Genomic DNA, 15,065 nt, shown 5'->3' with positions numbered 1-15,065 from the left:
TTCTTGCTATTTTCTTGCCTTTATTTGCTCTGCAATTCCATTGGCCGCGAGCATTCCTGTTTGAAGCGCTCCTTGAATCCATGCATGCTTTTGAGATATGTGTTCCCCTGCAAAGAAGACCCTATTATTCATCTCAGGCTGAGTAACAACATAAGAAAATAGAATTTTATCCTTAGGCTTTGTAAGACAGCTTCCAGACCATATATATTGAACATCAGGCCAGTATATAGAGGCATAATCTATCATATTTTCTTCTATATATCCTCTAGGAAGACAATGAATCATTTCAGTTTGTTTTATAAAATCCATAATACGAAGGTCTATCTTTTTATTCCCAACTCTTTCTGCATCTTCTCCCCAATTATAGGATACTTGTAAAGCTCCAGGCTGATTGGGAGATGCCCCAGGTTTTAATTCCCATGTATTAAGCTTACCTGGAACAGGCATAGAGTGATCTGAGGGGTAAAACGTAGCTATTGTTTGCAAATCACTGCCCGTACTTCCACCAATAATTCTTTGATTTTTGTTTCCCTTTTCCCAAAATCTGTCCTTAAGAAAAAAGTATGTCTTTTGTCCAGATTCATAATTTAGAGACGCAATTGCGTGCATCTTATCTACACTAAATAAAGGAGTGATATTCATTCTCCTAAGGCTTGTAAATGGTATAGCGCATACTATATAATCAAAATCTTCATATTTTATGCTATTATCCTGAGTTTTTCTACATTCTAAAATTATTCCTTCCTTATCAGGATCTTTATATATGCCATCAATTGCAGTATTCATTTGAAAGCTAACATTTCCAAGTTCAGTTGAACTAATTCCTGCAAAGGCAGCATTCCTCTTATTCATCAATGCTTCACAAAAGGCTGAAGTTAACCTATCATTACCTTGAGGGATTCTATAAGTAAATGAAAAATCAGCGGTATAAGCTTCTTGCATTACTTCTATTAATCCAACATTAAAGAATGCTACATCAAAAGTTGATAAATAACTTAACATAGTAATAGCATCTTCACTTAGTCCTGACCTTTCATATGCCATTTCATAGTTCAGCCAATCCATTGCTTCTATGGCCTCCGAATACTTTGGTTTTACTTCGATAATCTCTCTTCTAATTTCAGGCGGCAATGACAATACATATTTATTAAATATTCTTCCTACAAGCTGTTGCCAGGGAGTTCTCCTTTCTTCAGGAGTTAAATTAAAGGCAGGATATATATTTTCCATAACACTAAGGCCTTCAGCATCATTTCTAGCCCATCTCTTCCTAATATAAAATAATCCATTTACATTCCTAGTGACAAATACATCTGTATTAAGCTTAAACAAGTTAATATAATGCCATACAGTTTCATGAGAAGCTGGAATTCTCATGGCACCTAGTTCAGCTGGATATTTCCCTTCACAATCGAAGTAATGAGTATATACTCTGCCTCCAATACGGCTAGAGGCTTCAAAAATAGTAATATCACATCCTATTTTTTTTAATTCAAATGCAGCTGCAAGACCAGCTTCTCCAGCACCTATAACTGCAACCTTAACATTTTTACCACTGTTTTTAGGAGCTATAGTTGTTATATCCTTTGGTGGACTTAAAAGTTCAAGTATGTTTTCATAATCTTCAGGTCTTCCCCCAGCATTAAGGGTGTATTTAAGTTGGATATGCCTTTCTTCATCGGTAGGATTAGGTCTTTGATATGGAACTTCCGAAATATCACTATTCCTCATAATTCTTCCTTAAAAAATTATTACTACAACTAATATATTCAAAGAAGCTGTAAAAGGTGTTAGAATTGTTTTAAATTAAAAGGGTATTACGACGTTTTTAATGTTGAACGGGTCGTATGGAATTTGCATAATAACGAAATCATAGATTTCTATAAATTATGCAACCGTTCGCTACACAAAAAAAGCTCTAATATTTCTTCCCTTTAAGGCGCCTAAGCCTTCTAAACTCGCCTACAGCTCAAGCAGTAGAAGGCTCTATACGGCGCCTTAAAATCAGAAATAAAGAGCTTTTAATTGCTTGCTCAATGCTTTCTACAATGCAAATCCCATACTTGTGTTCACCATTAAAAATATCGTTCAGGCTTACTAACTGAAGGAAGGAATTTCGTTTTGACGAAATTCCCTTAAATTGGCGCTTGCCAAAGAGCTGGTAAGCTCGCAGACCGATAGGTCGTAATTTATTAAGCATTCTATTTTTATCAGAAATCTTTTATTGTACTACCTTATCTTTAACTTGTAAATTTTTCATTTATTTAGTGTAAGTTCTTGTAACGTTAAGGACTGCCGTCCTAAAACATCTTAGAAATTCAGTTAGCTGAATTTCCTCCTTCAGCAGTTCACATGAATAACTTTTTAATGCTCTGGAAGCATAGAATTTTCATCGTAGAAGGCATTGAATGAGCCTTAGAACAGCTTTATTTATAAATTTAAAATACCGTTAAGAGCCGCCTACTGTTTGAGCGATAGCGAGTTTAGGCGGCTTAGGGGTTTTAAACTTATAAATATTAGCCGTTCTCGGCGAAATGAACGCCTTCCTAGATGAAAATTCTATACGACCCAGAGCATTAAAAATGTCGTAATATTTCTATAGTATATCAATTCCATATTCAGCACATTTAGTTATCATTTCTTCTGGCCATATGGAAGATTGAACTTCTCCTATGTGAGCCTTTCTTAAAAAGAACATACATATTCTTGATTGACCAAGACCTCCGCCTATGGTGTATGGAAGTTTCTTATTCAAAAGCATTTGATGGAATTCTAAGTTCTTTCTTTCTTCACATCCTGCAAGTTTAAGCTGCTTTAAAAGTGATTCTTCATCCACTCTTATACCCATAGAAGAAAGCTCTAACGCTCTACCAAGCACTGGATTCCATAATAATATATCTCCATTTAATTCCCAATCATCATAGTCTGGAGCTCTTCCATCATGCTTTTCTCCAGATTCAAGTACTTTTCCTATTTTCATTATAAACACTGCACCATGTTCCTTTGCGATAGCATCTTCTCTTTCCTTTGGAGTAAATCCTGGGAATTTATCTTCTAACTCCTGAGAAGTTATAAAGGTTATTTTTTCTGGAAGTATTTTTTCTATAAATGGATACTCTCTATTAACATAGTTTTCTGTTTCAGTAAATGCCTTATATATTTCTGATACAATTTCTACTAAAAATCCTTCATTTCTCTGTTCTTTAGTTATAACCTTTTCCCAATCCCATTGGTCTACATATATAGAGTGAATGTTATCTAAATCTTCATCTCTACGAATAGCATTCATATCTGTATAAAGTCCTTCTCCAACCTTAAAACCATATCTATATAGAGCCATTCTTTTCCACTTAGCTAAAGAGTGAACTATTTCAGCACCTGCTTCATTATCATCTCTTACTGTAAAGCTTACAGGTCTTTCTACTCCACTTAGATTATCATTTAATCCCCTATCATTTCTTACAAATAGCGGTGCAGATACTCTTATTAAATTAAGTCTTTCTGATAATGATCGCTCAAAGAAATCCTTTATTTTCTTTATAGCTATTTCTGTTTCTTTTAAATTTAAATTTGATTTATATCCTTCTGGTATAATTAATCTTTCTTCATATTTACTCATAGTTATTTCCTCCAATTTAATTATTTAGATTTTATAAAACTTTTCTTAATATTTAAATTTATGCTCTTTACTTTATAAAACTGGCCAGTTTTATATGTATTTGTATAAAACAAAAAACCTTTCATCCCTAAAAAATAAGGGACGAAAGGTTATAATTCCGCGGTACCACCCTAGTTAGCTTTACAATAAGCTCAACTTTGATAAAAGTATCATAATTAATACTTTCCGGTTTTAACAGTCCGGTTCTCCGTCTAAGCCTACTTTCTAAAATCTAGATTTGGGTTAGAAACTCAGAGATGTTCTTCGGTATAAACTTCGTACTGGTCTTTCACCTTCACCAGCTCGCTTAAACTACATCTTATACTTACTCTTCTCTTCATAGTCTGTGAATTTTTATTAATGAGTCAATTATAAATATTCTCTTTTATAATGTCAAGGGGGTTTTAATAATTTTTCAAAAATTTATTATATTACCCCGTGAGCTACCATTGCATCTGCAACCTTCTTAAATCCTGCTATGTTTGCTCCTACAACTAGGTTATCCTCTTTTCCATACTCCTTAGCTGCAGCACTTGCATTTTCATATATGTTTATCATTATTTGCTTTAACTTTTCATCTACTTCTTCAAATGTCCAAGAAAGTCTAATACTATTTTGAGACATTTCTAATGCTGAAACTGCAACTCCGCCTGCATTAGCAGCCTTTGCTGGTCCAAATAACACATTATTTTTTAAGAAAAGTTCTGTAGCTTCAAGTGTAGAAGGCATATTAGCTCCTTCAGCTACTGCTATAACACCATTGTCTATAAGTGTCTTTGCGGAACTTCCATCTATCTCATTTTGAGTTGCACATGGAAGAGCTACATCACATTTTATTGTCCATACACCAGTAGATCCTTCATGATATTCTGCATCTTTATGGTAACTTAAGTACTCTTTTATTCTCTTTCTTTCTACTTCCTTTAAGCGTTTTACGATCTCAACATCTATACCATTTTTATCATAAATATATCCAGCTGAATCGCTGCAAGCTACAACTTTAGCTCCTAGTTCTTGAGCTTTTTGAATTGCATATATAGCCACATTTCCAGAACCTGAAACAACTACAGTTTTATCTTTTATAGAATTTCCTTTTTCATTTAGCATTCTTTCTACAAAATAAATCAATCCATAACCAGTAGCTTCTGTTCTTGTTAAACTTCCACCATAGTTAAGTCCTTTTCCAGTAAGAACTCCAGCATCGTAGCTGTTTTTTAACTTTTTATACTGTCCAAATAAGTATCCTATTTCTCTTCCACCAACTCCTATATCCCCAGCAGGTACGTCAGTGAATTGTCCTATATGTCTATAAAGTTCTGACATAAAGCTTTGGCAAAATCTCATAACTTCTCTATCTGATTTTCCTTTAGGATCGAAGTCTGAGCCCCCTTTACCTCCTCCTATTGGGAGACCTGTAAGGGAATTCTTAAATATCTGCTCAAATCCCAAAAATTTTATAATACTTCCATTAACTGAAGGATGTAATCTAAGTCCTCCTTTATATGGTCCTATAGCACTATTGAACTGAACTCTAAATCCCCTGTTTACTTGAACCTTACCATTGTCATCTACCCATGGAACTCTAAACATTATCATTCTTTCAGGCTCAACAATTCTATCAACTATGCCTTCTGCAACATATTCAGGATGTTTTTCTAAAACTGGTACCAACGAATCTAATACTTCTTTTACTGCTTGATGAAATTCTGACTCGCCGGGATTTCTTTTTTTAACTGTTTCAAAGATTTCATTTACATAACTCTGCGTGTTCATTTTATAAATGCCCCCAATTCAACAACATTTTTTGAAATTTTTTTTTGCATAAATTGCATATTTATTTTTTTACTTTTTTATTTTATCAAATTATCAACGGTTTGTATATATAATATAGATTGATTTATGAAACTTTTTATTTCAAAAGTTTCAACTTCACTTTGCTGTGTTAAGTTGTTACTATAGAAATATTAACACATTTTATTCCACAGAGTTAAGTTTCCCCATTACAATCTCTTCTATAACCTTTATTTTTTCTTCTGCTTTTTCTAAAGTATTTGATTTGGTATAAATGTATATTTTTATCTTAGGTTCAGTTCCTGAAGGTCTTACAGCATACCATGAGCCATCTTCAAGCATAAACTTGAGTACATTTGATTTCCCAATAATATTTTTAGTTTCTTTTCCAGTAAATAAATCATAATCCTTACCTTCATCTAAATCAGTATATGATGCAAGTTTTGATTCTCCTATAACCTTTGGAAATTCATTTCTATAAACTTTCATCATTCTACTTATACGTTCTTGACCTTCTATTCCTTCTAATACAAGAGATATCTGCTTTTCTCTATAGTATCCAAATTCCTTATATATTTCATTTAATACATCTATAAGAGACTTTCCTATACTTTTATAGTAAGCTGCCGCTTCACATAAAAGCATGGCGGAGCTTACTCCATCCTTATCTCTTACAAAAGTTCCTGTAACATACCCTATACTTTCTTCATATCCAAATATAAATTTATATATTCCTTCTTCTTCTAACTCTCTTTCCTTACCACAGATATTTTTAAATCCTGTTAAAGTTTCAAAAGTTCTTACGTTATATTTATTTGCTATAGCTTTCCCTAAATCTCCTGTAACTACTGACTTAATTATACAGCCATCCTTTGGCATCTTATTTTTTTCCTTCATACTTGATAATATATAACTTATTAAAATAGCTCCTGTTTGATTTCCATTAAAAGCCATATACTCATTATTTTTATCCTTCACCATTATTGCAAGTCTATCACAATCTGGATCTGTAGCTATTAAAAGCTCTGCTCCTATTTCTTTTCCTAGCTTCTCTGAATACTTAAATGCTTTTACATCCTCAGGATTTGGATACCCTACAGTTGTAAAGTCTGGATCTGGGTTTTCCTGTTCGGGAACCACAATTATATTTGAAAATCCTCTTTCCTTTAACACTCTTCTAACTGGTATATTCCCAGTTCCATTTAGTGGAGTATATACTATTTTTATATCCTTATCTATTTCATCTCTAAGGCTCAAAGCTTTGACATTGGCAATGTATTCATCATCTATTTGTTTCCCTAATATCTTCAACAAACCCTTTTGTAGAGCTTCTTCTTCTGTAATCTTTTTTATTTCACCAAAACTTTTTATATTACTTATATGCTTTGTTATAGGATCTGCAACTTCAGAAATAATTTGAGCCCCATCTTCCCAGTAAACCTTATATCCATTATATTCTCTTGGATTATGGCTTGCTGTTACAACTATGCCTGATATTGCATTTAATCTTCTAACCGTAAATGATAACTCTGGAGTTGGCCTCAATCCCTCAAAAAGATAAGCCTTTATGCCATTTCCAGCTAGTACTAGAGCTGCAGTTTTAGCAAATTTATCAGAAAAATGTCTGCTATCATATGCGATAGCAACTCCTCTTTTCATTGCTTGACTGCCTTGTTCTATTATAAAATTTGCTAGCCCTTGAGTTGCCCTGCTTATTATATGTATATTCATCCTATTTGTACCTGCTGCAATCTTCCCCCTAAGCCCTGCAGTACCAAATTCCAAATCTGTATAAAATCTATCCTTTATTTCTTCTAAGTTTTCTTTTATTCCTCTAAGTTCTTGTTTAGTTTCTTCATCAATATGTTCATCAGTTAGCCAGTTTTCATAATTCTTCATATATTCCATATCCCAAACTCCTTTCAAAAAAATAATATATTTACATTTTACCAAACTTTCCCCAAAAGTAAAATGGCATGGCTTTTAGCCATACCATTTTATTATATCTCAAATTCATTGAAATGTTTCCTATAAACTTTAGTGTATGAATAATTCATATATAGTATTTCCCACTAAAAATACTAATATTAAAAATGCAGCGATATTAAATCTTGTTCTTTTTAATAACCCTGTCTTAAATGTTATATATACATAAGTCCCAAATGCTGCAACCATAAATCCTACTACAACTGCAACCATAGTTGCATTTCCCCTATAATTTCTTGCAAAAATGGATGCAAGCGTTACAAGAGTAAACAATACGTTCAATAATTTTTGATTTCTATTTAGCATTTCTAATCTTTCTCTATTATTCATACTATCTCTCCTTATTTATTGTTCTTTACTTGCTTATTCTTTAGTACATTCTAAAATATTTATTCCCATTTTCTCTAAAAATATCTCTTATTAAAATACTCAAAATGATAAATTTATACAGCTAATTTTATCATATTTATGTAAATAAAAAAAGTATTATATATTAAATAAGCGATGCCTTACAATTACACAGTAAAAGCATCGCTTATTATTTTATTTAACTTTCAATACCCTTACGTGCTGGTACTCCCTGAGTATAATAGTGCTTTATTTGTTTCATTTCAGTAACTAAATCTGCTCTTTCTATTATCTCATCTTTTGCATATCTTCCAGTAAGTATAAGCTCAGTTTTTTCAGGCTTCTTATCTATTAAAGCTAAAACTTCTTCTACTGTAAATAATTCATAAAATAATGCTATATTTATTTCATCAAAAACTACTACATCATACTCTCCAGAAGTTAAAACTTCTTCTGCTCTCTTAAATCCCTTTTTAGCTTCCTCAATATCAGCTTTAGTAGGATTGCCCATTATAAATGCATTTCTTCCAAACTGCTCCATTTTAAAGTTAGGAAGTATGTTGACTGCTTCTAATTCGCTATATTTCATTCCCTTTGTAAATTGACCAAAAAATACCTTTTTTCCTGCACATACAGCTCTTAATGAAAGTCCAAGGGCTGCTGTAGTCTTTCCTTTACCATTTCCTGTGTACACTTGAACGTAACCTTTTGTTTCCATATGTATATTCCCCTTTCCTTCATTTGAAACGTTTTCTGCATGATTTATAAAAAAACCTTTAATTTCAGAATAAACCAGCACATTTCAACTAATTTAACATGTTTTACTATTATCATAATAGCACAATTGTAAAGAAAATGCGACACTTTTAAATTGGGTTTATACTATTGATAATGATAATATCATAATACCCCATATTAAATTTAATATTAATAAATTTAATATCAATAAATTTATTATGGAAAATGTTATATGATATAATATACTATAGTAATTACTAAAGAAGGAGAGTATTTAAATTGTTTTTTAATAAAAATATAAAATTTAAGGATATATTAATCTTTGTGCTAACAGTAGTAGTAGGATATATTATTATAAAAAATTATGGTGTTTTTTTTACATTTATCACAAGATTTTTATCTATAATATTACCTTTTGTATATGCTTTAATAATTGCATATTGCTTAAATCCATTAATGAACATTTTTGAAAAAAAACTTGAATTCAACAGAGGATTATCTATTACGTTAACCTATATAACTGTGCTTAGCTTAATAACTTTAGCATTTATTTATATTTTACCCAATATTGTAAATAGTATAATTTCCATGACTTCGGAAGTGCCTAAATATATGCAAATAGTACAAAGATGGATTAATACTGCATTACAAAATGAAAATCTATATGATTTAATAAAAGATGTAGGATTATTGGATTATTTATCTGTATTATCATCAAAATTTGGCTCAACACTTATGACAATTTTAGAAGGATCTGTTTCCTCTATATTTTCAGCTACTGCTAGTTTAGTAAAGGTTGTTTTGGGATTTTTGATTGCAATATACGTCCTTCTTGATAAAGAAAGACTTAAAAGAGGTACTAAAATTTTGATTTACATGCTGCTTAAGGAAGAAAATGGAACTCATCTTATAAACTGGATAAAAATTTACAATAAAATGATAGGACTTTATATAGGAACTAAAGCTATAGATTCCGCAATTATTGGGACTATTGCCTTAGTCGGCCTATTAATAATGAAAGCTCCTTACGCTGGATTATTATCTCTAATTGTAGGAGTAACAAATATGGTTCCTTATCTTGGTCCTTTAGTAGGAGAAATTATAGGACTGTTTATAGGCTTATTTGTATCCCCTATGATGGCAATTACAATGTTTTTATTCCTATTTGTTCTTCAACAGTTCGATGCTTGGTATTTAGATCCAAAATTAATTGGAGAAAGCATTGGAGTAAGACCTTTTTTTATTATCCTTGGATTAACTATAGGTGGAGGATATTTGGGCATAATTGGAATGCTTTTAGCATCGCCTACAATAGCTACTATGAAGATATACTTTGATCAGAAAGTTGCTGTATTTAAATCTGAAAATGTGAACCTTGTAAAAAAATACATAGAAAATAAGGATGAAAAATCAGGGGATATAAAGAAAATTAGTGACAATAAAAATCCAAAAAATTAAGGAAATTGCTTTGCAATTTCCTTTTGTTTTAACTTCATCTTTAAATTTCCTAAACCCACTCATTTCAAAGTATTACATCAAAAGTTAATTATCAAATCTTAGCTTATAAATATAGTTGACCCGTCAACTATATTTATCTATAATTTAATTAATAAGAAAATTAGTGGAGGAAGATATGAAAGAGAAAAGTGTTGGAAAATTGGTCTCTATACTATATAGACAATCCCATGTATATATAAACTATGCTCTAAAAGATTTAAATATAAGCTCTTCGGAATATATTTTTATGGTAGAGCTATATAATAATGAAGGTATTAGTCAGGAAGAATTATCATCATTACTTTTGATTGACAAAGCTGCTACTGCAAGAGCGTTAAAATCTCTTGAGGAAAAAGGTTTACTAATACGCCAAAAAAACTTAGCTGATAAAAGGGCTAATAAGGTATTTACAACTGATAAGGGAAAGTCTTATAAAGAAACTATTTATTCAGCCCTACGAGGATGGACTAAGCTTATTACTAATGGTATGGATGAAAATACTATCGATATTGTACTCGATTCTCTTAAGTCCATGTCCGAAAAAGCAGGAAGTACAAACTATGCAGAATTATTTTCAAATGGGGGTGAAATTTGTGAAGAAAACAAATAGGCTTGGAGAAGAGAAAATAACTAGTTTACTTGTATCCTTTTCTGTTCCAGCCATGGTGGGTATGGTTGTAAATTCTCTTTATAATATTATTGATAGAATGTATATTGGAAATGCTTCTGACCTAGGTTCCTTAGGACTGGCAGCTATTACTATAAGCTTTCCTATAACACTAATTATAATGGCACTTGCATCACTTTTTGGTATAGGTGGCTCAACGATGTTTTCAATTAAATTAGGTGAAGGACAACCTGAAGTGTCCGAAAAATATTTAGGTAATGCTGTAACACTTATAATTGGTTCTTCAATTATATATACAATTATAAGTGTTATATTTTTAGAGCCTATATTAAAATTACTTGGTTCTAGCCTTGAGGTAATGCCTTATGCTAAACAATATATGATGATTGTACTTTGGGGAGCAATTCTTCAGTGTCTAAGTATGGGACTTAATAATTTTATACGTGCTGATGGAAACCCTAAAATTGCAATGATAACAATGTTTTTCGGGGCTGGGTTTAATATTATATTCGACCCTATCTTTATATATGGCTTCAAGTGGGGAATGACTGGAGCAGCACTAGCAACTGTAGGCGGGCAGCTTTTAACAACTATATGGATTCTTTCATATTTTACGGGAAAAAAGTGTTCCATTAAGTTAAAGTTAGATAATATGAAGCCGGAACTTCATGTTATGAAAAGAATTGTACAAACGGGTATCCCCTCCTTTTTAAGGCAGTTTTGTAATGGTATATTAAATGTTATATTAAATAAAAGTCTTATTTTATACGGTGGAGATATAGCAATTTCAGGTATGGGAATAATCAATAGCATACAAACATTTATGCTCATGCCTATTTTTGGTATAAATCAAGGTGCTCAGCCAATCATCGGATATAACTTTGGAGCTAAAAAAACACATAGAGTAAAAGAAACCTTAAAATGGGCTATTGCTGCTGCGACTGCTATCACAATAATAGGCTGGCTTATAACAAGAATTTTCCCTGAAGCTTTAATTAAGATGTTTAATAGCGATAAGGAATTAATTTTCTTTGGAACTAATGCTCTTAAAATATGGTTTCTTTGCTTACCTGTAGTTGGATTTCAAGTAGTTGGTGCTAGCTATTTCCAAGCAGTTGGTAAGGCAAAAGCATCTACATTCCTTACTTTAATGAGACAATTGATTATTCTTATACCAGCTGTAATGATTTTACCTAAAACTTTTGGGCTAAATGGAGTACTATACGCTGCTCCACTATCTGATTTACTGTCTTCAGTTATAACTGGAATATGGCTTTGGGTGGAATTAAAACGGCTGAATTCTAAGAAAAAAGAAAGTTCTTTCCCCCCCCAAGAATCTGATAAAGCTTCCCTTGTACAAGAACTTACCTAAAAACCATTATAAATTCATAAAAACTCTATTAAAAGGGGATATCTCAAAGAAATTGAAAATTTCTTTTGAAATATCCCCTTTTATAAATACTAATTAATCATTATTTACTTCTCACTTGCCACTTGTCACGTGGGTGGCACTAAATACAATCTCTTACATGCTGCACATAAATATCTCTGTAAGCAGAATTTTCTCCTAAGCCATGAAGGTATATGTCAACCTTGAAGCCTTCATTTTCTAATATAACCTTCCATGAATCTTCTTCATCCCCTGCCATGTCATTTTGCGCATGGTCTCCTGCCACAAGCATATATGGCATTAAAGTTACTTCTTCTATTTTCTTTTCCTTCAGCTTTGGCATTACATGTCTAAGTTCTGGGAATCCCTCTACTGTTGCAATATATACATTTTTAACTCCCATATCATCAAGTATGTATTGAAGCATGGAATAGCAAGCATTAGCATAATGTGTAGATCCATGTCCCATGAAAACAACTGCCTTTTTATCATCATATTCAGGAAGCTGCTCTTTTAATGCTTCTACTGCAATTCTATAATCTTCCTCACTATAAAGCACTGGTCTTCCTAAAACTATGTTTTCAAATTTATTTATACGACTAAATTTATGCACATCTCTTTTTATATCATCGTATTCTTCTCCTGGCATTATATGAAGAGGCTGCACAACGATTTCTTCAAATCCGTCATTAACCATTTTAGTTAGTGCTTCTTCTACAGTATCAATATGTATATTATCTCTTTGTTTAAGCTTTCTCATAATCATTCCTGATGTAAATGCTCTTCTTATTTCATAGCCTTCAAAGGATTCTTTTATTTTACTTTCACAAGCTTCTATATTAAGCTTTAAAGTCTCCATATAACTTGTTCCAAAACTTACTACTAATATTCCCTTTTTCATTTTATCCTCCTATATTAAACAAATCTAAACTTTATTTAATTTACCTATTATACTTATTTTTTTATCATTTTGTATTTCATTTAATACTTCATCTTTTACTGCAGCTATTATAACACTAGAAGGTCCTGCAGTTTTATGTATATCTACTTTTACTTCTTCATTTAACACAAATTTCATATTATTATTTTCTGCAAGCTGCAATACTTCGTAAAGTATACCTTTAGAACCTACTGGTACTATTTCATACACTCCATCTAAGCTTAAAAGCTTTCTTAAATCATTATAGTTTGCTATATCTAAATCTTCATCTAACCCTATTTCTGCTCCTACCTTAGGAATTCCCAGGGAAATAATTTTACAATTTTCTCTTATAGCATTGACCCTTAAATTTTTATTTTCAACTATTCCTATAACGGTAATTCCAAGGCCTGTAGATATAGATTTAAAATTCTCTTCTGTACTTCCTGTCAAAACTATATCAGCTATACCTGCTAATTTTAACTCTTCCTTTATTCCCTTTATTATTTCACTTCCTGTAGGTTCCATCTCATTACATACTGCATCTGTAATAGTAATAACCTCTGCTCCAGCACACATTACTTCCAATATTGGACCTCTCGCAATTAACTTTCCTACATAAAAGGAAGGTACCTTTAAGGTATCTCCCTCTTTCATTCCTATACTCCCACAGCTATCACAAGCTACCACCATAGTTTTATTTTCATCTAAAGTTATTAAAGTTAGATCCCTTACCTTAGTTATTTTCATATTCCTTCAAACTCCTTGGGAAAAAATTATACACAAGTATTGCTATAAGTGCATTTATCGCCGCTACTCCAGATAGTATAGGTACAAGACCCATAATCCCAGCCTTGCCCATCATAGGCACTAAGAGTGGTGTCAAGGCTAAAAGTGCTAAAGGTCCATTTATAATAACTGCAATTATTATAGAAAATATAATTGCAAAAAACTTATTCTTATTTGAAAAAGTTTTATACACTACAGCAAATGCCGCCATGGTTAAGGCCATCGCTGCCATAGTTATTAAATGTACTGGCAGTGTAAGTGGAAATCCACTAGTTAATGCGGTTAAAAAGTGACCTAATGCTCCTGCTATTGCTCCATATACTGGACCTAGCATAATTGCAGCTAAAAATGCTGGCATTGAATCAAAGGCTATTGATCCCATGACCTTAATATTGGCTCCTATAAAACAAAGCGCTACAAATAGTGCTGTTAATACTAATTTTTTTGTTTTCATTATAATACCTCCGCTATTATAGCTCAAATTCTAATATAATAAGTCCCTTTATTTAAGCTATACCTTCCAATTTCTTCACTACATCCTTAACATCATAAAATATATTATCATACTTTAAAGTTTTTCTTCCAATAATAAAAGTATATATATCTTCATCTACTGCTGCTCTTATTTTTTCTTCCGTTCCACCTTCAGGCCCGCTATCTTTAAGCAGTATTGCCTTTGCATCATATTCTTTTATAAAAGCTCTATTTAAATCATAGCTTATAGGTCCCTTTATAGCAATTATATTTTCTACACTAACTCCTAATTCTAAACATTCTTCAAGTACTTTTAAGGAAGGAAGTACTCTATGTATTATCCTATTAGGTAATTCTAATCCTAAAATTTTATTTAAATTTCTGCTTCCTGTAGTGTTTAATATATTGCCTGTAATATTTTTCAAATGAGAATAAAGTTCCTCATAACTTTCTACTATTATAACCTTATCCTCATTTATAAATTTATAAGCTACACCTTTTCTTTCCAATCTTATGTATTTTATAGAAGTTAATCTACATACATTCATCAAATTTTCACTAACTTCTACTGCATATGGATGTGATGTATCAATGACAACATTAACTTTATTTTCCTCAAACATCTTCTGCATATCCTGACTATTAAGAGGTTTATCATTTAATAACTTATATCTATATTCCTTTAAAAGCTCTCCACCATAAGATGTTGCTGTAGACACCAAAATATCATCGGTGTATTTATTTAATTCCTTAATCATTTCCCTACCTTCAGTGGTTCCAGCTATAACACAAATCATAATAACACCACCTTATTTAATCGAAGAAATCCCGCCTAAACGGAATTTCT

At 31.8% G+C, this 15,065-nt stretch carries 13 protein-coding genes and 1 other annotated feature; of the genes, 3 read left to right on the top strand and 10 right to left on the bottom strand.

What is annotated here, in order from left to right; translation table 11 throughout:
• Nucleotides 1-6: 6 nt before the first annotated feature.
• From DP68_RS12200 to cobO, 6 genes are all read right to left on the bottom strand, one after another.
• A complete protein-coding gene (locus DP68_RS12200; RefSeq protein ID WP_035309880.1) occupies nucleotides 7-1,731 on the bottom strand; it encodes an NAD(P)/FAD-dependent oxidoreductase in 1,725 nt (574 codons plus the stop codon).
• A gap of 865 nt (nucleotides 1,732-2,596) precedes the next feature.
• The gene (gene asnA / locus DP68_RS12195; RefSeq protein ID WP_035309878.1) at nucleotides 2,597-3,619 is read right to left on the bottom strand and encodes an aspartate--ammonia ligase; all 1,023 of its coding nucleotides are present in this window, start codon (nucleotides 3,617-3,619) and stop codon (nucleotides 2,597-2,599) included.
• Nucleotides 3,620-3,753: 134 nt separating this feature from the next.
• Nucleotides 3,754-4,008, bottom strand: a binding site (T-box leader).
• Nucleotides 4,009-4,084: 76 nt separating this feature from the next.
• Nucleotides 4,085-5,431 carry an NADP-specific glutamate dehydrogenase gene (gdhA, locus tag DP68_RS12190; protein WP_035309876.1) on the bottom strand — a complete coding sequence of 449 codons (1,347 nt, stop codon included), beginning with the start codon at nucleotides 5,429-5,431 and terminating at the stop codon, nucleotides 4,085-4,087.
• 201 nt (nucleotides 5,432-5,632) lie between these two features.
• Nucleotides 5,633-7,357, bottom strand: a complete 1,725-nt coding sequence (locus DP68_RS12185; protein WP_035309875.1) for a phospho-sugar mutase — start codon at nucleotides 7,355-7,357, stop codon at nucleotides 5,633-5,635.
• Between the two features lie 129 nt (nucleotides 7,358-7,486).
• Nucleotides 7,487-7,765, bottom strand: coding sequence for a hypothetical protein (locus tag DP68_RS12180; RefSeq protein WP_035309874.1), 279 nt, complete (start codon nucleotides 7,763-7,765; stop codon nucleotides 7,487-7,489).
• Between the two features lie 217 nt (nucleotides 7,766-7,982).
• Nucleotides 7,983-8,549: a cob(I)yrinic acid a,c-diamide adenosyltransferase gene (gene cobO, locus DP68_RS12175; RefSeq protein WP_278281153.1), complete on the bottom strand. Its 567-nt coding sequence runs from the start codon at nucleotides 8,547-8,549 to the stop codon at nucleotides 7,983-7,985.
• A 251-nt stretch (nucleotides 8,550-8,800) separates the two neighbouring features.
• On the opposite strand from cobO, the gene DP68_RS12170 reads away from it, so the two are divergent.
• From DP68_RS12170 to DP68_RS12160, 3 genes are all read left to right on the top strand, one after another.
• Nucleotides 8,801-9,979 (top strand): AI-2E family transporter, encoded by a 1,179-nt coding sequence (locus DP68_RS12170; RefSeq protein ID WP_052085779.1) that lies wholly within the window; start codon nucleotides 8,801-8,803, stop codon nucleotides 9,977-9,979.
• A gap of 175 nt (nucleotides 9,980-10,154) precedes the next feature.
• Nucleotides 10,155-10,628, top strand: a complete 474-nt coding sequence (locus DP68_RS12165) for a MarR family transcriptional regulator (protein WP_035309871.1) — start codon at nucleotides 10,155-10,157, stop codon at nucleotides 10,626-10,628.
• A complete protein-coding gene (locus DP68_RS12160) occupies nucleotides 10,612-12,018 on the top strand; it encodes an MATE family efflux transporter (RefSeq protein WP_035309869.1) in 1,407 nt (468 codons plus the stop codon). Before DP68_RS12165 ends, DP68_RS12160 begins: the two co-directional genes overlap by 17 nt.
• A 139-nt stretch (nucleotides 12,019-12,157) precedes the next feature.
• Here DP68_RS12160 and DP68_RS12155 read toward each other — a convergent pair whose 3' ends face one another.
• From DP68_RS12155 to DP68_RS12140, 4 genes are read right to left on the bottom strand one after another with little or no spacing between them, the layout of a single operon-like run.
• Entirely contained in the window at nucleotides 12,158-12,937 is a 780-nt protein-coding gene (locus DP68_RS12155) for a sirohydrochlorin cobaltochelatase (protein WP_035309867.1), read from the bottom strand.
• Between the two features lie 24 nt (nucleotides 12,938-12,961).
• On the bottom strand, nucleotides 12,962-13,705 hold the full coding sequence (locus DP68_RS12150) for an AIR synthase related protein (RefSeq protein ID WP_035309865.1): 744 nt from the start codon (nucleotides 13,703-13,705) through the stop codon (nucleotides 12,962-12,964).
• Nucleotides 13,692-14,198, bottom strand: coding sequence for an ECF transporter S component (locus DP68_RS12145; RefSeq protein ID WP_035309863.1), 507 nt, complete (start codon nucleotides 14,196-14,198; stop codon nucleotides 13,692-13,694). The genes DP68_RS12150 and DP68_RS12145 overlap by 14 nt, the downstream gene beginning before the upstream one ends.
• A gap of 52 nt (nucleotides 14,199-14,250) precedes the next feature.
• A complete protein-coding gene (locus DP68_RS12140) occupies nucleotides 14,251-15,015 on the bottom strand; it encodes a cobalt-precorrin-6A reductase (RefSeq protein WP_035309861.1) in 765 nt (254 codons plus the stop codon).
• Nucleotides 15,016-15,065 lie beyond the last annotated feature (50 nt).

This window comes from Clostridium sp. HMP27 (assembly GCF_000765165.1).
Lineage (GTDB): Bacteria > Bacillota > Clostridia > Clostridiales > Clostridiaceae > Clostridium_AK.
The sequence above is the reverse complement of the archived record's forward strand: the minus strand, read 5'-3'. Positions and strand labels throughout refer to the sequence as shown.